Raw genomic sequence first — 26,373 nt, 5'->3', positions numbered from 1 at the left:
GAAATATGACTCCGTCATATTGATTCCGACTCAAGCCAGTGTGCCACGTCTATAGCATGATAAGTTATGATGATCCCTGCGCCGGCTCTCTTCATGGCTGTCATGTTCTCCATGACGATCCTCTTCTCGTCTATCCAGCCATTTGCCGCAGCTGCCTTGACCATGGAGTACTCGCCGCTGACATTGTACACCGCTATCGGATAGTCCGTGTGGTTTCTCACATCCTTGACTACATCCAGATAAGCAAGTGCCGGCTTGACCATGATTATGTCTGCTCCCTCGGCGATATCCGCCTCGCACTCTCTCAGAGCCTCCCTGCCATTTGCAGGATCCATCTGGTATGTCCTTCTGTCTCCAAACTGTGGTGCAGAATGTGCCGCATCGCGAAATGGTGCATAGTAACCAGATGCAAATTTCGCACTGTAACCCATGATCAGTACATCCGTCAGCCCGTTGTCGTCAAGTGCCTTTCTGATGTATGCGGTGTGTCCATCCATCATATCCGACGGAGCCACCATGTCTGCGCCAGCTTTTGCAAGTGATACAGCCATCTTGCCCAGATATGGAAGAGTCTCATCGTTGAGTATCTTGCCGTCATGGATAATTCCGCAGTGACCGTGTGATGTGTACTCGCACAGACAAATGTCCGCTATGACTATCATGTCCGGATACAGCTCTTTTATCCTCCTGACCGCTTTCTGCATAATTCCCTGGTCATCATATGCACTGCTTCCAACCTCATCCTTGTGAGCCGGTATGCCGAACAGGAGAACCGCGCTGATTCCGGCATCCGCCACTCTATGAAGCTCCTCCTCAAATGTGTCGAGTGAATACTGGTATATTCCCGGCATTGAATCTACCGGATTCTTGATCCCTGTACCCTCCGCCACAAACATCGGATATACAAGATCCTCCTTGTGAACCCTGTTCTCTCTAACCATATTTCTGATAGCCTCGCTTCCGCGAAGTCTTCTGAGTCTTATCATGTTACTGCCTCTTTTCTCTAAAATAATAATCACCGATGGCTGATATAAGGTGATCGATATCACCAACCTCCGGAACTATATCCGCACGATAACCAGCCTTCTCCAAAGCCTTCTCGGTCACATTTCCAAGTGCCGCTATGCGGATATTCTTCATTATATCATGTATTTTAAAACTGCCGTCTGTATTGTCAGTATGATCCCCACATGAATCTATATCATTCAACATATGAGCCACACCGCATTTTTTTTTCTCTGCATCAAGAACATCTAGAAATCCTCTGACTCCTGATGCACTGACAAATGTGATCACATCCAGATCCTTCAGATACTGTATGCTCTCCATCCTGCGTCCAACCACATCATAAACCGGAATCTCCTCATATGCCACACCGCCCTGATCAAGTATATCAAGCATCGTCTCACTGCCCTGAACGGCTCTCGGAAGGAGAAGTTTCTCTCCGTCATTCATCACATTTGCAAGTCCCCTGGCAAGGGCGCTTGTAGTGTACTCGTTCGGCACGTAATCCGCTATATATCCCTCAACCTTAAGTGCGTCCCTTGTTCCGGCGCCGACCACTGCAAGTTTCAGATGAGCCAGTTTTCTGACATCTATATTCCACTCCCTGAGCCATTTGAAAAACAGGGTTATGGTGTTCTGACTGGTAAATGCCAGCCAGCTGAAATCTTCTACATGTTCCAGAGCCACTCGCAGCCTGTTCTTCTCCTCTGTCTGCTCCACGCTCATATCCACTATGCTGTAGGATTGGCCGCCAAGTGCATCTATTGCAACTCTCATCTTCTCGCGAAGCTTTGGCGTTCCAACAAGTCCAACGTGGACATTCTGAAGCGGTCCTCTGTTTGGTGCTGTAAAATCCAACGCTGCATTTTCACCCACAACTATGATCGCAGGAGATTCAAGCTTTGCCTCGTTCACCTTGTCCGCAATTGTCTGTATATCGCCGCGGACTATCCTCTGCCCTGGCATGGTTCCTTTGGAAATGACCGCGACCGGAGTATGTTCCTCAGCCCCAGTCTGAACAAGTCTCTCCATGATCTGTGGCAGTCTGTTCAGCCCCATCAGGAACACGCTTGTCCCTTCCTGATTTCTGATGTAGTCGTAGTCATCTAAACCACCTTCATCAGATCTGTGTATGTCCGCCCGCTTGTGTCCTGTTATCACGTGAAAGCTTCTGCTCGTTCCGCGGTGTGTCACTGGTATTCCGCACACCTCCGGAACCGCCACTGCGGACGTTATTCCCGGTATCACCTGAAATGGGATCCCCGCTTCTAAAAGTGCGGTCACTTCCTCGCCGCCTCTTCCAAATACAAATGGATCGCCGCCTTTGAGGCGCACCACCATGTTGCCTTTGCGGCCTTCCTCAACAAGTATCTCGTTTATCTCAGGCTGCTTCTTGTAGTGGCTGCCCGCCTGTTTGCCGACGTATATCCTGCGGCAGTCCGGCTTCACCATCTCCAGAAGCTGATAGGTTCCGAGTCTGTCATATATGATTGTATCGCATTGTTTTATGAATTCCAGGCCCTTCACCGTGATGAGTCCCGGGTCGCCGGGGCCTGCGCCTATCAAATATACCATTTTGTTCTCCAATACGCTAGGTGTGCTGGATTTGTGCCTGCTGGGCTACGCACAGCTCTATCATCTTGTCTTGCTTCTATCTGCACTCGTTTCCGCCCCCGATAAGGACGTTGGGGGCTACAACTCGGCAAGAAGCGACAAGATTCAATCGCATTGTGCTACCCGCCCCGCAGGCACAAATCCAGCACACCCAGCTTACATATCGATAAAATTTACTTTTCTACTTATCTTCAAAATACACTGCTTCATAACATTTTTCTTTTCTTGAAATAGAAACATATTTGTTATGCTATAACCTACTTTATCAATGCCTCTACCAGCTGTTCCCATTCTGCGTTGTTTCCTTCTACCGTCTTTCTGTGTATCTGGATTTCTTCATCTTTCTCTTTGTCCGATGAAGCCGCATCTGCTTTCATCAGGCTTATCTTCATGTGGTCGCCATGAAGTTCTGAGTACACGCCTATCGGTTCGTGGCAGCCGGCGTTCAGGCGGCTTAAGACTTCCCGCTCGCATGTGAGCTGTGTGTATGCCTCGGTATCATTTATCGTCCTCACCATGTCGTATGCTTCGCCGTATGTTCGCGTCTCTATGGCTATGATTCCCTGGCATGCTGCCGGAAGCATTGACTCTGTACTGATGTATCTGAATGTAAGTTCGTCCTTGTGCACTTCAAAGCATTCTGTGCTGTCATTGCCTTTGTCTTCAATAACTCCCAGGCGCTCAAGCCCTGCCGCTGCAAGAATGATGGCATCGTATTCGCCATCTTCCAGCTTCTGTATGCGGGTGCCGACATTTCCTCTCAGGTTCTTGCACTCAGCATTTGGATACATGTCTCTTATCTGGTACTGCCGTCTCAGGCTGCTGGTTCCCACCACGAAACTGTCGTTTCTGTCAAATGACCTGCCACTCTTATATATAAAAACGTCCTGCGGACATGCTCTCGGAAGTGTACCCGATATCGTAAGACCTTCCATGATCTCCATCGGCATATCCTTGGCACTGTGTACCGCTATGTCTATGTCACCTTTAAGTATAGCTTCCTCGAACTCCTCGACAAATACCGCTTTGCCTCCGAATTCCAGAAGCGCTCTGCTGGTGTCCCGATCCCCCCGGGTACTCATTGTAACCATCTGAAAATCAACCTGGGAAAATCTCTCATTGAGTGCCTTTATCACCAATTCAGTCTGAGCAAGAGCAAGCTTGCTGCCGCGGGTTCCAACTTTTACTGTTTTTTTCTGTCCTCCGCTTTCGCAATCCAAATCGTCACTATTGAATCCATCTGCCATGTCATTCTCCGCAAATTTACGAATATTCGGTTTATTTTTACCATGTCCATTCTCAACTCTCATCTAACAGACTCCTAACCATTTGCTGAAACGCTTTCTTTCGCTCTTCCTCGCCGTCTATCTGTGCTTTGATCTGCTCGCGGAGCTCACCCATACGCTCTGCTATATCGCCATAACTCCTACCTAAATGGCTCTCTATATTTCTCTTGATCGTGCCCGCAAGCACTGGACTCTGTCCACCGGTGGAAACGCTTATAACAACCTCTTTATCCTTTATGATCGCTGGAAAATAAAATCCGCAATCTGCCTTCACATCAACCACATTTACAAGTATTCGCTGCTGCCTGCAAAGCTCCGCCATTTCGTGGTTGACCTTCTCATCGTCCGTCGCCATTATGACGACAAATGCACCGTCAATATCCTGCGGCTGCACGCACCTTTTTACAAGTGTTAGGCATCCAGAATAATCTGCAAAATTCTCTACAGAACCACGATCATCGCTTGTCGCTGCACAGTATTTGTCTGGCGTATTCACCTGCTCCGCCAGTTCTAAAAGCTCCGGGCAGAACTCCGGTGACACCACCGTGACCACCGCGCCAAATTCCAGCATGCTGCACACCTTTCTGTATGCAACAGTTCCGCCTCCTGCGATCAGGCATCTCTCATTATTCAATTCTATCATAAATGGAAAATACGACATCACTACCTCTAATTTCTATTATTTAGTCTCTATTAAAAAGCACAAAAAGTTGTTCCAATTATCTGACATAACCATCATCAGCCGATGATACTGCATAACCTCAGGCAAACAAGCAATATTCAGTTCTCACATCCGGCAGTCACAATACTGTCCAGCATTTTCTCAAATGCCTCATACTCAAGCTGTCCTTTGAGTTTATATACCATCTTTGCGCCATCTATAGTCTTAAGCTTCGCCATCACGTCTCCGTGCTCCCTGTTGAACCTCGAAAATGCTATGTTCTTCATGATCTCGTCAACCTGTGATATGAGCCACGGCTCCATCTCTGTGATTGTTTTTGCCCTGCTTTCATTGTTCTCTCTGGAGAGTGTCCTGATATAGTCTATGTCACGCAATACACATCCGTCCACATCTGAGACCGCAGGATCAATGTCCTTTGGCATTGCCAGATCAAGGAGCAATCTCCGCTTCGGCTGCATTTTCACAGCCTCCGCCAGCTCATCCCTGACAAATGTATAATGTGGGCTTGCTGTCGCACTGATGATGACATCCGCCCAGGCTGCCAGCTCATATCTTCTGCTGTAGTCCTCTATCCTGATCTGCTGATGTCTGTCAAATATGCTATCTGCACTGTGGTGACTTCTGCTTGTGCCTGTTATCTCTATATCTGGCGCAAGATCTGCAATATCCTTGACAACTATGCTGCCTATCTTGCCTGTGGCTCCTACGACTAGGATATGCCCGGTATTTGCCTTTTCAGCATCCACACTCTCAACTTGACTGTTGCTTACCACATCACTTCGAACATCTCTGCACGTATTTTCAATGCCGCCATTTCTTGTAAAATTCACTGCCTCCCGTGCTGACAAGGTTCCGACGGATACCGGAAGTCTCGTAGTGTCACTCTCCGTCGCCACCGCCTTTGCCGCCGCAAGTGCTCCCTGAAATGCTATATTCAGCTCGCCGTCACAGGCTCCAAGCTTCTTTGCCACAAGATATGCGCTCTTCACCTGATGTATGATCTCCACCTCGCCGAGCACCATGGAATCCATACCACACGCCACTCTACACAGATGTAACATACACTGGAATCCCTCATAATTCATGCTATATCTTCTTATGAGGCTGACAGGGACATCCCTATCATTAGCCAGAAGCATTTCTACCTGTTCAAGCAGGCCACCTCGCCCACCGGAAGCTTCACCGCTGCTCATTTTCCCTGTTATAGCAGACCCACATGGCTCACATTTATCCGTAAAGTATATTTCCATCCTGTTGCAGGTCGACAACACGACACATCCACCCACCGCAGCCTTTAGCCGCTCGGTGAACTGTCTCTGTCCTTTTGTCGAAAATGCAAAGCTCTCCCTGACATCGGCCGGTGTATTCTTATGATTTATACTTATGCAAAACATATCTTCAGTAACTCCAAATGAAAATTTATGACAAGCCCACGTAAAGAACAAGGGCGGGTATCAAAGCCCGCCCTGTTCTTTCAAATGCCTGCTATCCATCATGATTCTATAACAAGCTCCTCTATCGTCACATTCTTTTCCTCATCTATGTTGAAGGCTTTGAGTACCGGATTGTCTATCTCCATGAGGGAGAGGATCAGATAATTCACCTTGGAATCATATGCAAGTCTCTTATCCTCCTCCGAAGGTCTGGATGGAGACTCTGGATGGGAATGGAAGTTGCCAAGAAGCTCGTATCCATTTGCACGCATATCCTTAACTGCCGCAAGCTGCTCTCTCGGGTCCATGGAAAAATGCTCGTTGCTGGCGTCAATATTTGTCAGGAGATACACCTTCCTGATGTACTTCTTGTCTTCCTCTCTGACACCGCCAATCAGACCACAGGACTCATTTGGAAGGCCTTCCTTGCAGTGTGCAAGTATCTTCTCGTAATCAGACTTTGTCATGTACAACATCTTACTTCATATCCTCCTTATTATCAAGCATTGAGCAGACGCATGAAAAGGCGCTTCGCGCGGCGTCTGCGTGCTTCATAAGGAATCTCCCGCAAGCGGGTCCTCCTTATGAAAATTACTTTCCGTCGCACTCCACCTGCTCGTAGTCGATGAGCTTGGTGATGGTTGGATTTGGTCCACATACAGCACATCCACAGCCCTTCTTGTGAGGGAGCTTTACTGTGTGGAATTCCATCTTAAGTGCGTCAAATGTAAGGAGTCTTCCTGTCAGAAGATCGCCAACTCCAATGAGATACTTAATTGCCTCCATAGCCTGAAGACTTCCGATAACACCGCCCATTGCTCCGATGACTCCGGCCTGCTTACATGTAGGAACCGCATCCTTTGGAGGTGGATCCTTGAATACACATCTGTAACATGGTCCCTCATCTGGAACATATGTCATAAGCTGACCCTTGAATCTGATGATTCCTGCATGTGAAAATGGCTTCTTAGCCATAACACAGGCATCGTTGATAAGGAATTTTGCAGGGAAGTTGTCTGTTCCATCGATGATGAAATCATAGTCCTTGATGAGATCCATGATGTTCTCTGATGTCACGAACTCTCTGTATGTGATCACATTTACATCAGGGTTCATGGCGTTCATGGTCTCCTTTGCGGATTTGACCTTTGCCTTGCCCACATCTGCTGTTCCGTGAATGATCTGTCTCTGAAGATTTGACAGATCTACCTCATCGGCATCAACTATACCGATGGTTCCTACTCCGGCTGCTGCCAGGTACATAGCGGCTGGCGCTCCCAGTCCACCTGCGCCTATGATCAGCACCTTGCCATTTAACAATTTCTTCTGTCCCTTCACGCCAACTTCCTGAAGGATAATGTGACGTGAGTAACGTTCCATCTGTTCATTTGTGAATGCCATTAGAAGCTGCCACCTCCCATGAAGTAGAGGAACTCTACTGTATCGCCGTCCTTGAGCTCTGTTGTTGCAAATGCATCTGAGTCAACAAACTCATCATTGACTGTTACTGTGACATAGTCCGGATTCTCAACGTTCTCTGACACGATGATCTGAGCTATTGTTGTCTTCTCAGCTATCTCTTTCTTCTTTCCTGCTATTGTGACTGTCATTTTTCTTTCCTCCTGACGATTCATTTGCCTGTCCGGCGTTGCCAGACTGACATAAAATGTGATTATATACTTTATAATTTTAATTATATAGTTTCATTCTTCTGTACACCGGAAGTAATTGACTACAGTCAAATACTCCATTGTGTCACTTTACCAACGAATTTCTACAATAATTTGCCAACTTCCTCCTCCAGCGCATTTCTCTTCACAAGACCGCGGATGCGGGAAACCTCCTCGCCTCCCTTGAAGAAGAGTATGGTTGGTGACGCCATGACTGCGTACTTCTCAGCAAGCTCTGCGTCAAAGTTTACATTTACCTTGTACACATTTACCTTGTCCTCGTAGTCATCCTCGATGCCGCCAAGGATAGGTGAGAGCTGCTTGCATGGTATGCAGCTGTCCGAATAGAATTCCACGATGGCCGGGAGCTCCGACTGAAGAACCTTCGCATCGAAATCCTCTGCACTGACTCTTACTGCCATTCATTTTCTCCTTTCCTGATCAATCCTCCAATTTTTTAACTATAAGATCATAAGTGCCATTCTCGTTGTCGATGAGCTTCAGGATCTGCTGTCCTTCCTCCTTGAAGCTTCTTGGTACGTTCTGTACAGGCTCGCCGTCGTTCATGGTAACCGCAAGCACCTGTCCTATCTCAAGCTCCTCCATGGCTACCTTCGCCTTGACAAATGTCATCGGGCACACCACATCAGTTATATCTACTCTGTCATCAATTTCGTAATCAGCCATTGTAAGCCTCCTTTAATATTTCTTTGAATTTGTCTAAGCCCACGCGCTCCAGTGTAAACTGGAAACGCTCGCTTGGCTTTGCATTGTCTGCAAAGAACTGTATTGCCGCATCTGTGATACGGAAAAGCTGTTCCTCAGATTTAACAACCGGAAGTAACTCCTCGCCGCGGTGGATCGTATTTCCAAATAATCCTCCGAATGAGACAAGGTATCCTGTCTCGCCCTTCCATGCATCTGTAGGACATGCCTTTGCGCATCGACCGCAGTAGTTACATTTGTCTGTGTCGAGTATGATCTTGCCGTCCGCCATGGTGATCGCACCCTCACGACACGCCTTGACGCACACGCCACACATGATACATGATGGCTCATCCCACTCTACTACCATTGCGCCCTTGATTCCCACGTCGTTCTCCTCTGCCTTCAGACAGTTGTTCTGGCATCCTGTGACACCGAACTTGAACTTGTGAGGAAGCTCCCTTGCGTAATATCTCGCATCAAGCTTCTTTGCTATATCATAAGTGTCTATATTGCCGCTCGGACAGATCTGATTTCCCTGGCACGCTGTGACTGTTCTTACTCTTGGGCCACACACACCCGGCTTACAGCCTCCCTTTGCCAGTTCTTCCTTTACCTCTTCCACATCGTCAAGCTTAACAAATGGGATCTCAACACTCTGTCTCGATGTGAGATGTACATGTCCATCTCCGTATTTCTCGGCAACCTCTGCTATCTTCTTGAGATTCTCTGCGGTAAGATTTCCTCCCACCACCTGAAGTCTCAGAGAAAAGGTATTCTTCTGTTTCTGTCTCATGAATCCGCCCTTTTTCAGAGCTGCGTAATCTACTGCCATATGTAGTTCCTCCAAATCATTTGTGTATTAGTCGGCAAGGGCCTTCTGGAAATCTTCTATCAGATCCTCCACGTCCTCGATTCCGACACTAATACGAATCATATCATCATATACGTTGGCGTCAAGCTTCTCCTGCTCTGTGCTGTGCGCATTCAGTGTTGATTCAGGATGCACGATGAGCGTCTTTGTGTCTCCTATGTTCGACACTATCTGCGGTATTGTGAGCTTGTTCATCACCGCAAATGCCTTCTCCTTGCTGCCGACTCTGATGGTGATTATGGCACCATAACCACCGTGGAGCTGTTCATTTGCGATGTCATGCCAAGGACTGGATTCAAGTCCCGGATAGTTGACCTTTACACCCTCCTGACTTTCCAGGAACTGAGCAAGGGCAAGTGCATTGTGTGAGCATCGCTCCATTCGAAGCCCCAATGTCTCCATGCCCAGCATATTGTAAAATGCCGTCTGCGGAGCTATGCAGGCTCCTGTGTTTCTAAAAAGTCCGTTTCTGAGCTTTGCTATGTAGGCGAACTTTCCGAACATCTTGTACTGCTGCAGAAGCGGATAACGCTCTGCGTCCCATTTGAAATTGCCGCTGTCAGTGATAACTCCGCTTATGGCATCGCTGTTGCCATTGATGTACTTGGATGTGGAATTGATGACTATGTCCGCTCCAAGTGTCAGTGGTGTGACCAGATATGCAGTCGCCACTGTATTGTCTATTAGGAGCGGAAGCCTGTGTGAATGTGCCAGCTCCGAAAGTGCCTTTATATCCACCACATCAAGCTTCGGATTGCCGATCGTCTCAGCAAATATCACTCTGGTATTCTCATTTATCGCTGCCTCAACCGCTTCATTATCCGATATCTCCACAAATGTCGTCTTGATCCCAAATGCCTCCAGATCGTGGAACAGATCTATCGTCCCACCGTAGAGTCCTGTGCTGGAGACTATCTCTCCGCCAGCTCCTACTATATTTAAGAGTGCATTTGTGAGTGCCGCCATTCCAGAAGAACACGCTACCGAACCCACGCCCTTTTCAAGATTCGTCATCCGCTCCTCAAATGCAACTATCGTCGGGTTGTTGATCCTCGTATAAGAATAACCCGTCGCCTTGTTGTGGAAGAGCTTCTCATGTTGCTCCGCCGAAGGCTGATAGAATGCACTGGATTGATAGATCGGTGTAAGTGTGGCGCCTGTATTCTCATCACCAAGCTTTGCGCTGTGTAATAATGCTGTGTTAAATCTCATGATCTTCTATGCCTCACTAAATAATAAATCCTATAATTCCTACGAACATGATAGGATTATAGCTCTTATACCCTACTATGTCAATAGGAATTATAAAATAAGCCATGCACAAGGTGAAAAAATATCTCCTGACGGGAGCTTGCTCACGATCAGGAGATATTTTTTTGTCTTGTATATGGCGCATGCCATTCCACGAGCCGCGTTAGCGGCGAGGGGAGCATGGCTTATTTTATAATTCCGTCCGTCTTCCACGGCGCATGCCATCCTCGGGGCTGCGTTAGCAGCGAGGGGAGCATTGCTTATTTTATAATTCCGTCCGTCTTCCACGGCGCATGCCATCCTCAAGGCCGCGTTAGCGGCGAGGGGCGCATTGCTTATTTTATAATTCCGTACGGTATACACGGCACATGCCATTTCTCTGGCAGCTTCCCCATACGTTTTCACTCATTTCTTATTTGCAATTTTCTTATACAGCATCTTCCTCACATAGAAATAACATACTATCTGCATAGCAAGGGTTATGATCCAGGACGCCGGATATGAGATGAACAGAACCGCCAGGGATCTGTGTCTCGGGAAAATCCAGTATATCCACACGATTCGGGTTCCCACCGTTCCTATGATCGAGAGGAGCATCGGAACTCCGGAATGTCCCATCCCACGAAGCGCCCCCGGGAACAAGTCCATAAATCCGCACAGGAAATATGTGACTGTCGTATACAGCAGAATCTCCATTCCGCACTTTATAACCGCGTCGCTGCTCGTATATATATGCAGCAGCTGCGGTCCAAAGAAATACGCTCCATTGCCCAGAACCATCATTGCCGCAAATGACAATATCAGACAGTCGATCAGAACTCTCTCCATACGTTTCCATTTGCCGACACCGTAGTTCTGGCTCGTAAAACTCATGCACGCCTGCGTTACAGCATTCACCGTCACATACAGAAAGCCAAATATATTATTTGCCGACGTGTAGCCCGCCATGGCAACCGAGCCAAACGAGTTGACTGACGACTGCAGCAGTACATTTGAGAAGTTGATGACCGTGCTCTGGATTCCAGCCGGAACTCCGACCGAAAAGATCTGCTTTACATATGCACCCTTGATGGTAAGCTTTGAAAATCTAAGCTGATAGCTCGTTTCTGACCTGCACAGGCAGCGGAGGACGAGCACGCAGGATATCAGCTGTGAGATGACTGTTCCGATTGCGACCCCCGCAACTCCAAGCTTGAAAATGATCACAAAACACAGGTTAAGGCCTGTATTTGCAATTCCGGATATAACCAGAAAAAGGAGTGGTCTTTTGGTATCTCCCACCGCCCTGAGTATGGCAGCGCCGTAATTGTACAGCATGAAAAATGGCATTCCCAGGAAATATATCCTCATATATAAAGAAGAAAGTCCGATGACATCCCCCGGAGTATCCATAAGCTCAAGCGCCGGTTTTGCGCAAATCCACCCGACAAAGGCCATAATAATACCGCTGACCAGCGCCAGCGCGATCGCGGTATGTACTGTCTCTGACATTTCTTTATCTTTTCCTGCGGCATAAAGCCTTGCCGCAAGCACATTTGCCCCAAGGGATATCCCTATGAACAAATTTGTGAATACATTGATAAGTGCTGTGGTTGAACCGACCGCCGCCAGCGACTCGTTACCACTGAACTTCCCTACAACAATGATATCCACCGCATTGAACATCAGCTGCAGAATACCCGAGAGCATAAGCGGGAGCGAAAATGAGATCAGCTTATCCATGATCGTCCCGTTGCACATATCAATTTCATATTTATTTTGTTTTAATGTAGAACTCATTTCTTTCCTCACCAACTAGTAGCATATATGTTCTGATAAATCACACACAGCAATGCTTATGTTCGCTCTTCTGCCTGTACATATATTCATCAGCCCGCTTCATGGCGGTCTCCCAGTCGCAGCACCTCGTACCATTGGTGCCTAGTCCCATGAACAATTTTAACACAGAGTATGTTGGGGCACAATGGAGGATGTGAAGCAAACAAAACAAGAGCAAAACATATTCCCTCGTCTACTATACAAATAGTAAAATCACCTCCCATTTCCCCCTTATTTTTCCACTCACAGCGTCACTCTGCGCTTTATAAACGCATTTGCCAAAACCTATTGACACAGCGATTTGAATGGTCTAAAGTGTGCCTACCGGCCGGATAAAATACTAAGGAGGAACACTCTTGCCAACAACAAGAAAACTTTATGACAGCATCTTCAAGAAGATTCTCACGCTGTCCTCGAAAGCTGTGATCAACATGATTAACGGCCTGTTCAACATGTTTTACGATCCGGAAAACTCAACAGTATCTTATCACTGGACTGAAAATGTTCACGATAATCAGAATTCTATGACCACAACTCTGGCCGACACCATACTCGTAATCAACAATTCCGATGCATATCATATGGAAGCGCAGATGAAAAAGGATGATTCTATTGTATTCCGTGTATTTTCATATGGAGCGGGATATGCAGATCAGACTAAGGAGATACTGCAGGACGAAGAGGGCTGTCAGGTATATCGAATTCATTTTCCTGAACCCTGTGTGATATATCTGAGCAATGTACCAAAATCAGTACCTGATACATATTCGTTGCAGGTGGGATTCGGGCATACCCAGAACATAACCTATAACGTCCCTGTTACAAAACTCACGTCCTGCTCCGTAAAGGAAATAAACGACAGGAAAATGATCATCCTGATTCCATTCTACATTCTGAAACTCCGCGAAAAGCTGAGGAATAAGAAAGCACGTACACCAGAGAATATAGCCTCATTGAAAAGCCTCATCAAAACAGATATAATGGGTAGCATAGACAAGAACGTGGAGCTTGGGAATATAACAGCTGAGGATGGAGCACAACTATACAGATTTACTCAGATGCTTTATACTCGCCTATATTCCCAGTTTGAAGAGACCGAGGAGGTTACGGATATGGTGGAACAGTCGATTATTACATTTGTGGATGTTTTTCAGGAAGAGAAAGCCAGGATGGAAAAACGTATGGCTGAGATGGATAAGGAGATTGCCGACAAAGACAAGAAGCTCGCCGACAAGGACAACGAGCTTGCCGAATTAAGGGCAGAAATAGCCAGACTTAAAGGTTCTGACAAATAAATATTTCATATTACTACTTTCTATACAAAAGCGAAGGACGAAGGCATAAAACACCTCCGTCCTTCGCTTTATTATTATATTACTACGTGATCTTTTTTAGATGTAGTTTCCATCGTGAACCTGGGCCGCGTCGTATACAGACTCCTTGCGGATCTCATCTGCTATCTCGTCTGCGTCAAGCTCGCCGTCAGCATTCCAGTCGCCACTGTAGATCTCGGCGCCTTCTACCTTGATTCCTGCGATCTGCTGCTCGCTTGCGAAGAGAAGTACGATGATTCCGGCATGATGAAGATGCTTTAATACAGCATTTACATCCTCGCGGATATCTGGAACGTACAGGTATGTATGACGTCCGTCGATGCTGAGCTTCTTCTCTACCGACTCAACGAAATCTCTTGTGACATTGCCTGCTGCAAATGGAACTATGACAGCCTTCTGTCCCTTGATCGCTGCACGCACATTTCTGTCTATGCGTCCCTCGTAAAGTCCGGTCTCCTCAGTGTGAACCTCCTCGACAACACCGCAGGCACTTGTCATGTCTGTTACACGATCAATGAGTATGAGTTCTCCGAGAGTCTTATGCTTCTTGAACTCGTCAACCACGATCCTGTCGGCAAATGCGATCCTGCATACTGCGATACCATTCTTGGAAAGGGTGTCCGCTGATTTCTGCTCGCCTGTATTTACATCTATGGTGTAATCGATATGTGTAACTGTACCAGGGATCATTTTTGTTCCGAGCTTCACGAAGAAGTTCTTGCCATTGTACAGCTCATCGTCATCCATCCAGAGAAGTGTTGCGGTGATCGAAGATGCAACCTTTGCGCCTGAATCAACTGTGAGCACACATCCTCTTGACACATCAACCTCACGGTCAAGCTGTATTGTTACAGGCTGTCCCTTCTGTGCTGAGTCCACTGTGTCAAATCCCACATGGATGCTCTTGACCTTTGCGGTCTCGTTGCTTGGGAGTGTGTTGATCTCGTCTCCGACGTGGATCTCACCATCCTCGATCTGACCCTGGAAACCTCTGAATGTGTGGTCAGGACGGCACACTCTCTGAACAGGCATATAGAATCCTGCCTCTGTGTTATCCTCTGCGATATCTATATCCTCAAGGTATGTAAGGAGTGCTGGACCCTCATACCAAGGTATGTTCTCCGACTTCTTTGTCACATTGTCACCCTCTGTCGCTGACACAGGGATGATAGTGATATTTGGCAGACTGAGCTCTGATGACAGCTCATTTATCTGCTCAACTATCTCGTTGAAACGCTTCTCATCGTATCCGACAAGATCCATCTTATTTACTGCAAATACAAAGTATCTGATTCCCATCAGCGCGCAGATCCTTGCGTGTCTTCTGGTCTGCACCAGCACGCCCTGCTTTGCATCGATGAGGATGACTGCCAGGTCGGCAAATGATGCTCCAACCGCCATATTTCTTGTGTACTCCTCATGACCCGGTGTATCCGCCACGATGAAACTTCTCTTGTCTGTTGTAAAATATCTGTATGCAACATCGATGGTGATACCCTGTTCACGCTCTGCCATCAGTCCGTCCAGAAGAAGTGAATAGTCGATGGCACCGCCGCGGCTTCCTACCTTGGAATCAAGCTCCAAAGCCTTCTCCTGATCTGCATATAAAAGCTTTGAATCGTATAATATATGTCCTATAAGTGTTGACTTTCCGTCATCTACACTTCCGCATGTTATAAATTTAAGTAATCCGCTCATCTTAGAAGTACCCCTCCCTCTTTCTACGCTCCATGCTGCCTGCTGCCTCGTTGTCAATAACTCTGGTGGTTCTCTCTGAGGATACCGCACTGAGCGTCTCCTCGATGATCTCAGGGAGTGTGTCCGCTGTGGACTCCACGCCGCCTGTCAGTGGATAACATCCGAGAGTTCTGAAACGAACACTCTTCATCTCTATCTTCTCACCAGGTCTGAGTTTCATTCTGTCATCATCGACCATGATGATATTGCCGTCACGGTATACAACAGGTCTCTCCTTTGCAAAGTACAGCGATGGGATCTCTATGTTCTCACGCTCTATGTACTCCCATATATCAGCCTCTGTCCAGTTGGAAAGTGGGAATACTCTGACCTCCTCGCCCTTCTGGATCTTGGTGTTGAACAGCTTCCACATCTCCGGTCTCTGGTTCTTTGGATCCCAGGCATGCTGTGCATTTCTGAATGAGAGTATCCTCTCCTTCGCACGGGACTTCTCCTCATCTCTGCGTCCGCCGCCAAATGCTGCTGTGAAACCGTATTTGTCAAGAGCCTGCTTGAGCGCCTGTGTCTTCATGATATCTGTGTATGCTGAGCCGTGGTCAAATGGGTTGATGCCCTTCTTGACACCCTCCTCGTTGATGTACTCGATCATGTCAAGTCCGTATTTCTTCGCTGTCTTATCTCTGAACTCGATCATTTCCTTGAACTTCCATGTTGTATTTACATGCAAGAATGGAAATGGCGGCTTCTCAGGATAGAATGCCTTGAGTGCCAGATGAAGCATTACCGAGCTGTCCTTTCCTATGGAATAAAGCATAACCGGCTTCTCACACTCCGCAGCAACTTCGCGGATGATGTATATCGCCTCTGCCTCCAGTTCGTCAAGATGTGATAATGTACCCATATCTATACCAACCTTTCTTCTTTTTAATATTTATTAGCTTCCTTCTTGTCTATCACTATCTGGTCTGTGGTGCCATCCATCTTGCGGATATTCCACAGAAGTAGATCTCCTTTGTTCTCCACCGACATCTGGCTTCCCATTCCGCCGATGTCAGCTCCGAGATATAATGAGATGGCGTCAAATGCACACTCCTTGATACAGGATGAGCACCCCCAGCAATCCTTAGGGTATTTCATGAATATCTGTCCATCCTCATCTCTCTTTATGAGGGAACCCGGGCAGACATTTGCACATTTGCCGCAGTTTTTGCAAAGCTCTTTATTTATCACTATGCTCATATACATCCCCCTTTCCTTGGAACATCAGCCCATTTGAAGTCGCCTCCGGCGAGGGGCTGACGCTGCATGCCATATTCCCTGCGGGAACCTGGCACAAATTAACCAGGTCTCTGTGTATCATCTTAAGCTCGCCGTCCACCATCTTTGAATTGACAAATATCTCCCAGTCTTTACTCTTCTCCGGGTAGTCCAGATTCTCAGCAAAGCTGTGCCATCTCGTCTCCTTCCTGTCCTTCAGGTGTGCGATTACGGAGAGTGCAACTGTGAGTCTCTCCTTCACCTCATACACAAACATGAGCTCGTGCATGTCGTGGGCACTTATGTGCCATACAAGTTTCTGGAGCTGCTCTATCTTCTCCTTTGCCAGCTCAAGCTGTTTCTCGTTGAACTGGTAATGGGTAGATATTCCTCCGGCGTAGTTGTCCATGACCTTCTGCATGGCCTCCTCTATCGCCTCGTATGTGAACATCTTCTCGTCTGTGTCAAGGAAATGGTCATACTCTTCTATCTTTCTGTCAAATGCAGCCTCCTCGTCAAGCTCAGGATCAAGGTATCCCTCGTCAAGCTGCTTTACCATGGCAATGGCTGCTATCTCTCCCTCAACCATCGCACCGGTCACATACTTCTGTGGACATCCGCCCGCCACATCTCCGGCTGCGAACAGTCCGTGTATTGTAGACTCTCTGTCGTTGTCCACCCAGTAACCGCTCGCCGTGTGGCCGCCGACTATATAAGGCTCTGTGCCCTCTATCTCCACATTCTGCTCACTCGGATTCTTGCCGGACTCAAGCCATTTGAGAGTCTGGCTCGGAGCCATGTTGAGGTATGCTCTCTTCAGTGAGTCATCCTGCTCAGAGGTGATGCCCTCTGTTCTCAGGTAACACGGACCTCTTCCCTCTATATTCTCTCTCACCGTTCCGTACACTCTCTGAGATGTGGTGAGTCCGTATTTGTTCTCGTATACCTCGCCGAGTGAGTTGACCTGCTTGGCGCCGACACCCTGGGCTATAGTTCCAGTTGGGGCTATGGTGTCCTTACATCTGAGTGCTATAAATCTCATCTCAAATGTGGTCATCTCCGCTCCGGCATTTATTCCCATTGCGTATCCCGCTCCGGTGTTGAACGGTGGGTACCACATCTTATGTCTTGAAAATCCCGGATTGTTCGGTCTGTAAAGTCCGGCCGCACCGCCCGTAGCACAGAGCACTTTTTTCGCTCTGATCTCATATGCTGTGTTATCCTCTATGGAGAATCCAAATGCTCCGAGGATCTGATTGTTTTCAACTATATAATCCGTGATGTTGACTCTGTTCAGTATCTGGCAGTTGTCAAGCTCCTCCACTGCCTTTGCAAGCAGCGGCTTCATGTTCTCGCCATTTATCTTGATATTTCTGTTGCCTCTCGCAACATACTCACCGTTCTCGTCCTTTAAGATGACAAGGCCCAGCTTCTCCATCTTGTCTGTGACACGGTTCAGCCCCTGTGACATTGAAAGCAGAAGATCTTCTCTGACAATTCCGTCAGCATCTGTCCTGCAGTAATCCACATAGTCCTCAGGCTTTCTGCCCTTCACTATGTATGCGTTGATGGCGTTCACACCCGCCGCCAGACATCCACTTCTCTTTATGTTCGCCTTCTCGGCGATGATGATGGAATAATCAGAATGTTCTCTGACGGTCAGCGCTGCATAGCAACCCGCCGTACCACCACCGATTATCAAAATGTCCGTATGAAGTATTTTCCTGTTTGCAATACCCATATTTTCTCTCCAATCACTTTTATAATTAGATGTAGAATACATCGTTGTCCTGCATTGCCTTGTTCTCCAGCAGATATGTCTGATTCTCATCAAATACATACAGCCTGTAGATTAGAACGTGGACCTGCTCCCCCGGCTTTACGACATCCTTCTCCATGGATCTCTCGGCGACGATCTCCACTCCGTTGACATCCACCGTGACGTCCAGATGGCTTCCGCGGAACAGCACATCCTTGACTATCCCCGACTCCGCCGCACTCTGGTACTGATCCAGTCTGCCGCTCTTGGATATCTTTACAAACTCAGGTCTGATGACTGCCTTGTCTGCTCCCGGCACTCTGTCAAAGCCCTTGAGCTTCTCATAGTCCTCCACAACAGTTGACCTTCCGATGAACTGTGCCACAAACGGTGTGGACGGCGTCTTGTATATCTCCATCGGCGATCCCATCTGATCTATCTGTCCGTGGTTGGTGATGATGATCTCATCCGCAACCTCCACAGCCTCATCCTGATCGTGAGTGACAAATATGCTCGTTATGCCAAGCTTTTCAACCATCTCCTTGAGCCATGTCCTAAGTTCTGTCCTGACCTTTGCATCTATCGCGGCAAATGGCTCATCCAGCAGCAACACCTGTGGATTCGGTGCCAGCGCCCTGGCAAATGCCACTCTCTGCCGTTGTCCGCCTGAGAGCTGATTCGGATATCTCTTCTCCATACCTGACAGCCCTGTAAGCTCCAGAAGCTCCATAACTCTCTTCTTGATCTCCTTCTTTGGAACCTTCATGAGTTCAAGTCCAAATGCCACATTGTCAAATACCGTCATGTAACGGAACAGTGCATAATTCTGGAATACAAATCCTATTCCTCTCTTTGCAGCTGGTATATCATTTACACGCCTGCCGTCTATGTATATGTCACCGGAATTTGGATTTTCAAGTCCGGCTATCATTCGGAGAAGTGTCGTCTTTCCGCTTCCCGACGGTCCCAGAAGCGCCACCAGCTTGCCTTTCTCCACACCGAAACTGACATTGTTGGACGCCAGGAAGTCTCCATATTTTTTGTATATATTTTTCATCTCGACGTACATGTCGTCAGCCTCCTTTTTGTTCTCTTATTCTTCCGTACCTGATCTATCTCTCGAAACTCCTGCAAGCCATCCCATATGCAGAATATCTCACTTCGCCCTTATCGGATATCACCCTTTTTCGGGTATCGCCCCCTCGCCTCCGCTCAGCGGCAGGTCGTCACGCGCATGAGAGTTATGAACTTCGTTCATAAGCGCGTTTCCTCTTTGCTCTGTACTCAAGCAGATTTCTCAGGAACAATATTATGACCGCTATGATCACCAGTATGGACGATACAGCAAATGCTGCTGTGATGGATTCCTCCGTTCCCGACATATACAGCGCATCGATCTCAAGTGGAAGTGTAAATGTCCCGCCCCTTGTCTTGGACAGTGCATTTACCGCACCGAACTCGCCGAGTGCTCTGGCAGTACAAAGGATTATTCCGTATATGAGTCCCCATTTCATCTGGGGAAGTGTTATCCTTCTGAATATCGTGAAGCCCTTCGCTCCCATGAGCGCCGCAGCCTCCTCCTCGTCCTTACCCTGCGCGTTCAGCACCGGGATAAGCTCCCTCGACACAAATGGGAATGTCACAAATATGGTAGCAAGCACAACGCCCGGAACCGCAAAAGTTATCCTGATGTTTGTCCCCAGCATATCATTGATCCATCTGATCGCCGGATACGTCCATCCGAGTCTTCCAAATGTCATGAGGTAGGCAAGGCCTACGATGACAGGTGATATGGAAAACGGAATGTCTATCAATGTTGCCAGCACCTGCTTGCCTTTGAAGGAGAACTTCGTCAGCAGCCATGCCGCACATATTCCGAAAAATGTGTTTACCACCACAGCTATGACTGTGGCAATAAGTGTGACTCCAAGTGCACTTATCACATACTCTGTCGTGATTGACTGCAGGTAGAACTTAAAGCCCTCCTTCAGCGCACTTGTTATCACCGATATAAGTGGAACAACAAGCATGAGCACTATGAAAAGCACCGTCACGGTTATCAGTATTATCTTTGTCCTACGCTTGCCGCGCTGCAGCTTTTCCTGTTCGCTCATCATGGATCCTCCTTTCGTTTGTGCATTTGCGCATCAATGATTGTCGTAACTTATTATAGGTTTATAGTAGGTTTGTCCTTCTCGACTGCTTCAGCTGTACTATGTTGATCGCGAACAACAGTACAAATGATATTACCAGCATCACCAGTGCTATGGCTGTTGCGCTGGCATAGTCTATGTAGCTGAGCTTCTGCATGATCACGTATGATATGACCTGCGTCTGCTCCTTTGCGCTGTTGCCCGATATGTAGATGACACTGCCGTACTCTCCGATCCCTCTGGCAAATGCTAATCCGAATCCGGTCAGCAGTGCCGGTCTGAGCTCTGGAAGTATGACCTTGAAGAATGTTCTTCTCGGTGTGGCTCCCAGCATGTAAGCCGCCTCCTCGTACTGATTGTCCATCTTCTCAAGTATCGGCTGCACCGCCCTTATAACAAATGGTATTCCAACGAATACGAGGGCGATGGTAAGTCCTATCTTCGTGTATGCAACGTCTATTCCAAGAGCCGCAAGCGTTTTTCCAAGAAATCCATCCTCACTGTAAAGTCTCGACAGTGTGATACCGGCAACCGCCGTTGGCAGACAGAATGGAAGCTCTATGAATCCGTCCAGTATCTTCTTGCCGGGAAAATCGTATTTGACCAGTGTCCACGCTATTATCAGACCAAACACCGTGTTGACTATCGCCGCTATGAACGAACAGCCGATGCTGGTCTTAAATGCATTCAGCACATTCTTCTTCAGAAGCAGATGCCAGAATTCACCCGGTGAGAGCTTCAGCGATGACACCAGCACCGATGCCAGCGGGATCAGAACTATCAGCGACAGCATTGCAATGACTATTCCAAGCGTCAGATGATATCCCGGGATAACTCTGGTCTTCTTTGCGTTATTAAGTTTATCCTTCTTGCCATTTTCCTCTGCTGCCATCTCGTCTTCCAATCCATTTTAATAATCATATATCTCGTCAAACTTTGCACCGTCATCGAAGAAATCCTCATAGGCTTTGTCCCAGCCTCCGAAATCATCTATGGTCCACTGCTTGATGTCCAGATCAAATACGTCTGCATACTCTGCAAGTATCTTCTCATTTGTCGGGCGGTATCCGCTCTCAGCCTCAAGCCTCTGAGCGTCATCGCTGTACAGGTACTTCAGATACTCTGTGCTGACCGACTCTGTTCCATTGTGCTTTGCGTTGTCATCGACAACCGCCACACTCGGCTGAGCCAGTATACTCACCGACGGATTAACTATCTCGTAATCCTCCGGGTATTCCCTCAGGGTTGCTATCGCCTCATTCTCCCAGGCAATCAGTACATCACCCTTGCCATTCTCCACAAATGTGGTCGTCGAACCTCTGGCTCCCGAATCCATGACCGACACATTCTGATAAAGCTTCTTCATAAACTGCCATATATCAGCTTCATCGCTGTATGTAGTTCTGGCATAGGCAAGAGCCGCAAGGAAATTCCAACAGGCTCCGCCGCTACTCTTCGGATCAGGTGTTATGACTTCCACATCGTTCTTCACCAGATCGTTCCAGTCCTTTATATCCTTAGCATTTCCCTTTCTCACCAGGAACACGATAGTGGATGTGTAGGGTGCTGAATCCTTGTCAAATTCATCTATCCAGCCCTTATCTATCAGACCATTTGCCGATATGAGGTCAATGTCATGCTCAAGTGCCAGTGTGACAACATCCGCATTACAGCCCTCCACAACCGATCTGGCCTGTGAACCGGAGCCTCCATGAGACTGGATGACCTTGATGTCCTGTCCGTACTGCTCTTTGTAATACTGTTCGAACATGTCATTGTATCGCTCATACAGCTCCCTCGTCGGGTCATACGAAACATTTGTAATTGTGATAACATCGTCCTTCTTCCCGCCACAGCCGGCCGCGCCTATCGCCAGCACCGCCGCCATGGACAGAAGCAATACTCTCTTTCCAAGTCTCATATTTTTTCTCTTTCTCATAAATAGGTCAATTCATCCAATGAGCAATAATTGCTGCAACGATATTAACTTCTGCTATACAGTTTTGACATCATCCAAGGAGGGACATACGAAGTCGCCGGTCCTTAGGTGGCGCCTTAGGCGGCACCTTAGTACCGCTGCAGACTGAGTCGAGCGAAAGCGCTCCCGACTGGATATGTCAAATACTGTATACAGTTCACAACCTCTAGGCAATTATTGCGGTCTACAGGTTAAACAGTGATGTTGAGAGGTATCTCTCTCCTGTATCCGGGAAGAGAACCACGATGGTCTTGCCCTCGTACTCAGGTCTCTTTGCAAGCTCAGTTGCCGCATAGAGTGCCGCACCTGCGGATATTCCAACCAATACACCATCTGTCTTTGCTATTTTTCTCGCTGTGTCAAATGCGTCATCGTTCTGGATCCTGATGATCTCATCCACGATGCTCAGATCCATGACGCCAGGTATAAATCCGGCTCCGATTCCCTGGATCTTGTGTGGGCCAGGTGCTCCGCCTGAGAGAACCGGTGAATCAGCAGGCTCAACTGCAATCAGCTTGACATTTGGATTGTGCTCCTTGAGTCCGCTTCCTGTTCCTGTGGCTGTTCCGCCTGTTCCTACTGCTGATACAAATGCATCAACCTTTCCGTCTGTATCTCTCCAGATCTCCTCCGCCGTTGTCTTCTTGTGGATAGCAGGATTTGCCTTGTTCTCAAACTGCTGTGGGATGAATGCATTGCCGTACTGCTCTTTGAGCTCATTTGCCTTGGCGATGGCTCCCTTCATTCCCTCTCTGCCCGGTGTTAACACGATCTCAGCACCGAGAGCTGACACGATCTTTCTACGCTCAACGCTCATGGTGTCCGGCATGGTGAGTATCAGGTGAAGGCCCTTTGCTGCTGATACAAATGCAAGTCCGATTCCTGTATTGCCTGATGTAGGCTCGATGATGACTGTCTCCTGATTGATGAGGCCATCCTTTATTCCCTGCTCGATCATGGCTGCTGCCACACGATCCTTCACTGAGCCAAGCGGGTTGAAATACTCAAGCTTTGCAACGATGTGTGCCTTGAGTCCAAGCTCCTTCTCATAATTTGTGAGCTCCAGAAGTGGAGTATTTCCTATAAGTTCTGTTAACTGTGATGCTATCTTTGCCATGATTTTGTTTCCTTTCTTTTTTTACTTTTTTGAAGTCTCTATGTTCTTTCTTGATTCTTTACTATCTTTATATACTGTACATTATTTTCTATATAATTCTTAACAGGCCATCTGATAAATCTTTTCCTCTATTGCTCCTGCCAGTGCTGCATGGCCCTCAGGATTCATGTGTTCCTGATCTGCCTCGCTGCTGTCCGCCACGGATGATGCCGCCAGGAATTCCACACCAAACTCATCGGCTATATTCCTGTACACATCTGTGAGTTTTCTTGACACCTCAACGGATTCCGGTGAGAACTCAGGATCAAATTCATCCTTCCACACCTGCTCGCCTAAGTGTATCGGCGATACGAGAAGTATCCTGCTGTCCGCTGAATACTGTTTTGCCTGAATGAGCAGTCTCCGTATTCCCTTGCCTATCACATCCGGTGATGCCGAGAACACCGTCTTACAGTCATTTGTTCCAAGCATGATTACTATATTCTCCGGTTTGTGTATCTCCAGCAGAGTTGGGAACAGCGACACGCCCTTTCTTCCCTGTCTCAGTGGATCCTCGAACACTGTTGTTCTTCCACAGAGGCCTTCCTCTATGATCCTTATATCTTTATTTGCCAGCTTCTGCTGCAATATACTGGTCCATCTGATTCCCCAGGGAAATCTCTCCCCATTCTCAGGATTGTATCCCCATGTATTGGAATCTCCAAAGCACAACACCTGTTGCATGTGTCCACCTCCTGTCTATTGAACCTCGCTCTGTTCAATGGATTTCATCATCAATCCACATATATCCTATCTGATATGTAGTAATTATCTATCAACATGTTGGAGTATACAACTTATTTCCTACTATGTCAATAGGGATTATGTGCTTTTATTGGTTAAAAAAAGAGTGAAGATGTAAAAAATATCATCTCCACTCCTTTATAAAGCACATATCCAGCCGTTAATCCTCTGCATTAGGATCACAATCTCTTACATACACATCAACCGAACTACCGCTTACTTTTATGTAATATGACTTTCCAGCTTCACAGTTATAGCTCATGTAAAAATCTTTTTTATTTGTTGTCTTGCTATGCTCTGCATCGTCCACTTCCATGAGCAGATTTTTGTTCTCATCATATAAGTATCCCTTTGGATCACCGTATGAAACAGAATAAAAATAATATGTTCCTGTTTTCTTTGGCACATACCTGTAATACATTCCAACTTCTGCATATACATCGTTAAAATTGCCAAAGTCAATAGCAAATTCATTCACATCCGCAGTTAACGTGGTCGTCTTACTGGTCACTTTTGCTGATATCACACCACGCTTACCTGAACCTTCCGCTGTCAGCTCATATGTTCCAGGAACAAGATACACATATCCGTTCCAGCCACATATTCTACCATATTCATCTGTCCATCTGCCCAGATCGTCAACCGTGCACTTTTCATTGTTAGATTTGACCGCAATCTTTGTTACATCCGCCGCAAGATCCACTTTATTCTCCCCAACGCCAAATGTACGATTGCCGATATAAGTCACATCGTCCCCAATTTTAATTTTCACATCATATGTTCCAGGAATAATTGACATATAATATTGTCCATTACGATCTACTGTAGCAAATTCACTGTTAAGTTCGTATTGGACTGAATTATCTTTGTTTATGATAATAACACTTGCCCCATCCAGTATATTGCCATTTTTATCTCTGACATACCCCATAAGAGTTGATCCAAGTATAGTTTTTATCACACAACCAACTATGGTACTTATTTTTTCGTTGTTGGCATCTGTTATTTTTACTTTGAGATTATATGTACCTTCTTCTTCTAATTTACCGGTTATTTTTCCTTTTGAATCAATGCTGAGATTATAACTTTCTCCGACAAAACTGTATGTATAACTTCCGGAACCGCCAGCCACAGCTGCAATACTATTGTTGATCCTACAGATATGGCTGTTACGTCCCATAATTTTAAATACTGGTTCATAATTTCCTGCAATCGTTGTCTTGCTGTATATATTCCATGAAATTTCATAAGTGTCCACATTTCCCAGTTCATCGACTGCTTTAACAGTTGTCACAGTCGTTCCCGCCTTAGTCGGTTTTCCACTGAAATAAACCTTATTGGCATCTCCTGGATCCACCTTGTATTTCACGCCGGCAGGGAGACCCACTACATTGATCACACATATGCCCTTATAACCTTCAATGCTATTTACATCCAGAGTCTTATTCATACCAACATTCTGCTCACACTTATAGGATACATAAATCGTTCTATTATTCACGTCTCCAGAATAATATGTCTCAATTTTAGAATTACCTGTACCCGTAAGTCCCTTTATATATATGCAGATTCTTGCCTTTCTTGACAATGTATAGCCTCTTCTCAGTGCAATCGTATAGTTCTTATTGTCTTTTGTTGTAACACTGTCAAATGGAATATTGTAATTATAATTACCATTCATCACTGTACTCGCCTTGATTGAAAAACTTGAGGACGTCAGTTTCTGTTCAGATGACAGCGTAAGTTTAACTGTACGAGGGTTACTCATCATTGCCGATACAATTGTGACTGGTTTTTCGACCGTTATTTTGTACGAAGCCTTCTTGCCGGTGCCATCTGTAGCCTTTGCTGTTATCACTGCTGTTCCTGCAGCAACCGCATATACTTTTCCTTCAGAATTTACCATGGCTACCTTATCATTTGAAGAACTCCATGCACATTTCTTATTGGTTGCAT

Annotated in this window: 25 protein-coding genes; 1 reads left to right on the top strand and 24 read right to left on the bottom strand. The window is 46.8% G+C overall.

Going from position 1 to position 26,373, the window contains the following annotated elements:
• Window positions 1-14: 14 nt before the first annotated feature.
• The 13 genes from hemB to OCV54_RS08055 form a co-directional block, all read right to left on the bottom strand.
• On the bottom strand, window positions 15-986 hold the full coding sequence (gene hemB / locus OCV54_RS08115) for a porphobilinogen synthase (protein ID WP_055223445.1): 972 nt from the start codon (window positions 984-986) through the stop codon (window positions 15-17).
• Between the two features lies 1 nt (window position 987).
• Window positions 988-2,580 carry a uroporphyrinogen-III C-methyltransferase gene (cobA, locus tag OCV54_RS08110; protein ID WP_055223443.1) on the bottom strand — a complete coding sequence of 531 codons (1,593 nt, stop codon included), beginning with the start codon at window positions 2,578-2,580 and terminating at the stop codon, window positions 988-990.
• A 296-nt stretch (window positions 2,581-2,876) separates the two neighbouring features.
• On the bottom strand, window positions 2,877-3,929 hold the full coding sequence (gene hemC / locus OCV54_RS08105) for a hydroxymethylbilane synthase (RefSeq protein WP_082431300.1): 1,053 nt from the start codon (window positions 3,927-3,929) through the stop codon (window positions 2,877-2,879).
• The gene (locus OCV54_RS08100) at window positions 3,919-4,548 is read right to left on the bottom strand and encodes a precorrin-2 dehydrogenase/sirohydrochlorin ferrochelatase family protein (protein WP_055223643.1); all 630 of its coding nucleotides are present in this window, start codon (window positions 4,546-4,548) and stop codon (window positions 3,919-3,921) included. Before OCV54_RS08100 ends, hemC begins: the two co-directional genes overlap by 11 nt.
• Before the next feature lie 137 nt (window positions 4,549-4,685).
• Window positions 4,686-5,981, bottom strand: a complete 1,296-nt coding sequence (locus OCV54_RS08095) for a glutamyl-tRNA reductase (protein WP_055223441.1) — start codon at window positions 5,979-5,981, stop codon at window positions 4,686-4,688.
• 98 nt (window positions 5,982-6,079) lie between these two features.
• Window positions 6,080-6,496 carry a M67 family metallopeptidase gene (locus OCV54_RS08090; protein ID WP_055223440.1) on the bottom strand — a complete coding sequence of 139 codons (417 nt, stop codon included), beginning with the start codon at window positions 6,494-6,496 and terminating at the stop codon, window positions 6,080-6,082.
• Between the two features lie 115 nt (window positions 6,497-6,611).
• A complete protein-coding gene (thiF, locus tag OCV54_RS08085) occupies window positions 6,612-7,421 on the bottom strand; it encodes a thiazole biosynthesis adenylyltransferase ThiF (protein ID WP_004851717.1) in 810 nt (269 codons plus the stop codon).
• Window positions 7,421-7,630: a sulfur carrier protein ThiS gene (gene thiS / locus OCV54_RS08080; protein ID WP_015534732.1), complete on the bottom strand. Its 210-nt coding sequence runs from the start codon at window positions 7,628-7,630 to the stop codon at window positions 7,421-7,423. The genes thiF and thiS overlap by 1 nt, the downstream gene beginning before the upstream one ends.
• Window positions 7,631-7,794: 164 nt before the next feature.
• Window positions 7,795-8,112: a thioredoxin family protein gene (locus OCV54_RS08075; RefSeq protein WP_022217143.1), complete on the bottom strand. Its 318-nt coding sequence runs from the start codon at window positions 8,110-8,112 to the stop codon at window positions 7,795-7,797.
• A gap of 19 nt (window positions 8,113-8,131) precedes the next feature.
• The gene (locus OCV54_RS08070) at window positions 8,132-8,377 is read right to left on the bottom strand and encodes a sulfurtransferase TusA family protein (RefSeq protein ID WP_004851723.1); all 246 of its coding nucleotides are present in this window, start codon (window positions 8,375-8,377) and stop codon (window positions 8,132-8,134) included.
• Window positions 8,370-9,230, bottom strand: a complete 861-nt coding sequence (locus OCV54_RS08065; RefSeq protein ID WP_055223438.1) for a 4Fe-4S binding protein — start codon at window positions 9,228-9,230, stop codon at window positions 8,370-8,372. Before OCV54_RS08065 ends, OCV54_RS08070 begins: the two co-directional genes overlap by 8 nt.
• A gap of 27 nt (window positions 9,231-9,257) precedes the next feature.
• A complete protein-coding gene (locus tag OCV54_RS08060) occupies window positions 9,258-10,481 on the bottom strand; it encodes an O-acetylhomoserine aminocarboxypropyltransferase/cysteine synthase family protein (protein ID WP_055223437.1) in 1,224 nt (407 codons plus the stop codon).
• A gap of 444 nt (window positions 10,482-10,925) precedes the next feature.
• A complete protein-coding gene (locus OCV54_RS08055) occupies window positions 10,926-12,299 on the bottom strand; it encodes an MATE family efflux transporter (RefSeq protein ID WP_055145444.1) in 1,374 nt (457 codons plus the stop codon).
• 395 nt (window positions 12,300-12,694) lie between these two features.
• On the opposite strand from OCV54_RS08055, the gene OCV54_RS08050 reads away from it, so the two are divergent.
• Window positions 12,695-13,633, top strand: coding sequence for an RpnC/YadD family protein (locus tag OCV54_RS08050; protein ID WP_055145441.1), 939 nt, complete (start codon window positions 12,695-12,697; stop codon window positions 13,631-13,633).
• 96 nt (window positions 13,634-13,729) lie between these two features.
• Here the strand turns inward: OCV54_RS08050 and OCV54_RS08045 are convergent, their stop codons facing one another.
• The 11 genes from OCV54_RS08045 to OCV54_RS07995 form a co-directional block, all read right to left on the bottom strand.
• A complete protein-coding gene (locus OCV54_RS08045; RefSeq protein WP_070099109.1) occupies window positions 13,730-15,370 on the bottom strand; it encodes a sulfate adenylyltransferase subunit 1 in 1,641 nt (546 codons plus the stop codon).
• A 1-nt stretch (window position 15,371) separates the two neighbouring features.
• A complete protein-coding gene (gene cysD / locus OCV54_RS08040; RefSeq protein ID WP_015534724.1) occupies window positions 15,372-16,271 on the bottom strand; it encodes a sulfate adenylyltransferase subunit CysD in 900 nt (299 codons plus the stop codon).
• A 23-nt stretch (window positions 16,272-16,294) separates the two neighbouring features.
• Window positions 16,295-16,609, bottom strand: a complete 315-nt coding sequence (locus OCV54_RS08035; RefSeq protein ID WP_004851736.1) for a 4Fe-4S dicluster domain-containing protein — start codon at window positions 16,607-16,609, stop codon at window positions 16,295-16,297.
• On the bottom strand, window positions 16,590-18,368 hold the full coding sequence (locus OCV54_RS08030) for an adenylyl-sulfate reductase subunit alpha (RefSeq protein ID WP_055223431.1): 1,779 nt from the start codon (window positions 18,366-18,368) through the stop codon (window positions 16,590-16,592). The genes OCV54_RS08035 and OCV54_RS08030 overlap by 20 nt, the downstream gene beginning before the upstream one ends.
• 25 nt (window positions 18,369-18,393) lie before the next feature.
• Complete coding sequence (locus OCV54_RS08025; protein WP_055223429.1) at window positions 18,394-19,455, bottom strand: ABC transporter ATP-binding protein; 1,062 nt, start codon at window positions 19,453-19,455, stop codon at window positions 18,394-18,396.
• A 172-nt stretch (window positions 19,456-19,627) separates the two neighbouring features.
• A complete protein-coding gene (locus OCV54_RS08020; RefSeq protein WP_004851742.1) occupies window positions 19,628-20,500 on the bottom strand; it encodes a sulfate ABC transporter permease in 873 nt (290 codons plus the stop codon).
• A gap of 61 nt (window positions 20,501-20,561) precedes the next feature.
• Window positions 20,562-21,431 carry a sulfate ABC transporter permease subunit CysT gene (gene cysT / locus OCV54_RS08015; RefSeq protein ID WP_055223427.1) on the bottom strand — a complete coding sequence of 290 codons (870 nt, stop codon included), beginning with the start codon at window positions 21,429-21,431 and terminating at the stop codon, window positions 20,562-20,564.
• 18 nt (window positions 21,432-21,449) lie between these two features.
• Window positions 21,450-22,460 carry a sulfate ABC transporter substrate-binding protein gene (locus OCV54_RS08010; protein WP_055223425.1) on the bottom strand — a complete coding sequence of 337 codons (1,011 nt, stop codon included), beginning with the start codon at window positions 22,458-22,460 and terminating at the stop codon, window positions 21,450-21,452.
• Window positions 22,461-22,701: 241 nt separating this feature from the next.
• On the bottom strand, window positions 22,702-23,634 hold the full coding sequence (cysK, locus tag OCV54_RS08005) for a cysteine synthase A (protein WP_055223423.1): 933 nt from the start codon (window positions 23,632-23,634) through the stop codon (window positions 22,702-22,704).
• A 99-nt stretch (window positions 23,635-23,733) separates the two neighbouring features.
• The gene (locus tag OCV54_RS08000; RefSeq protein ID WP_055223421.1) at window positions 23,734-24,357 is read right to left on the bottom strand and encodes a GDSL-type esterase/lipase family protein; all 624 of its coding nucleotides are present in this window, start codon (window positions 24,355-24,357) and stop codon (window positions 23,734-23,736) included.
• A 220-nt stretch (window positions 24,358-24,577) separates the two neighbouring features.
• Window positions 24,578-26,373, bottom strand: a 1,796-nt coding sequence (locus OCV54_RS07995) for an Ig-like domain-containing protein (protein WP_172678734.1), incomplete at its 5' end; no start/stop codon positions are given.

This window comes from Coprococcus aceti, assembly GCF_025567285.1.
In the GTDB taxonomy this organism is placed as follows: domain Bacteria; phylum Bacillota; class Clostridia; order Lachnospirales; family Lachnospiraceae; genus Coprococcus; species Coprococcus aceti.
Note: the sequence above shows the minus strand (reverse complement) of the source record. Positions and strands in the feature narration are given on the sequence as shown.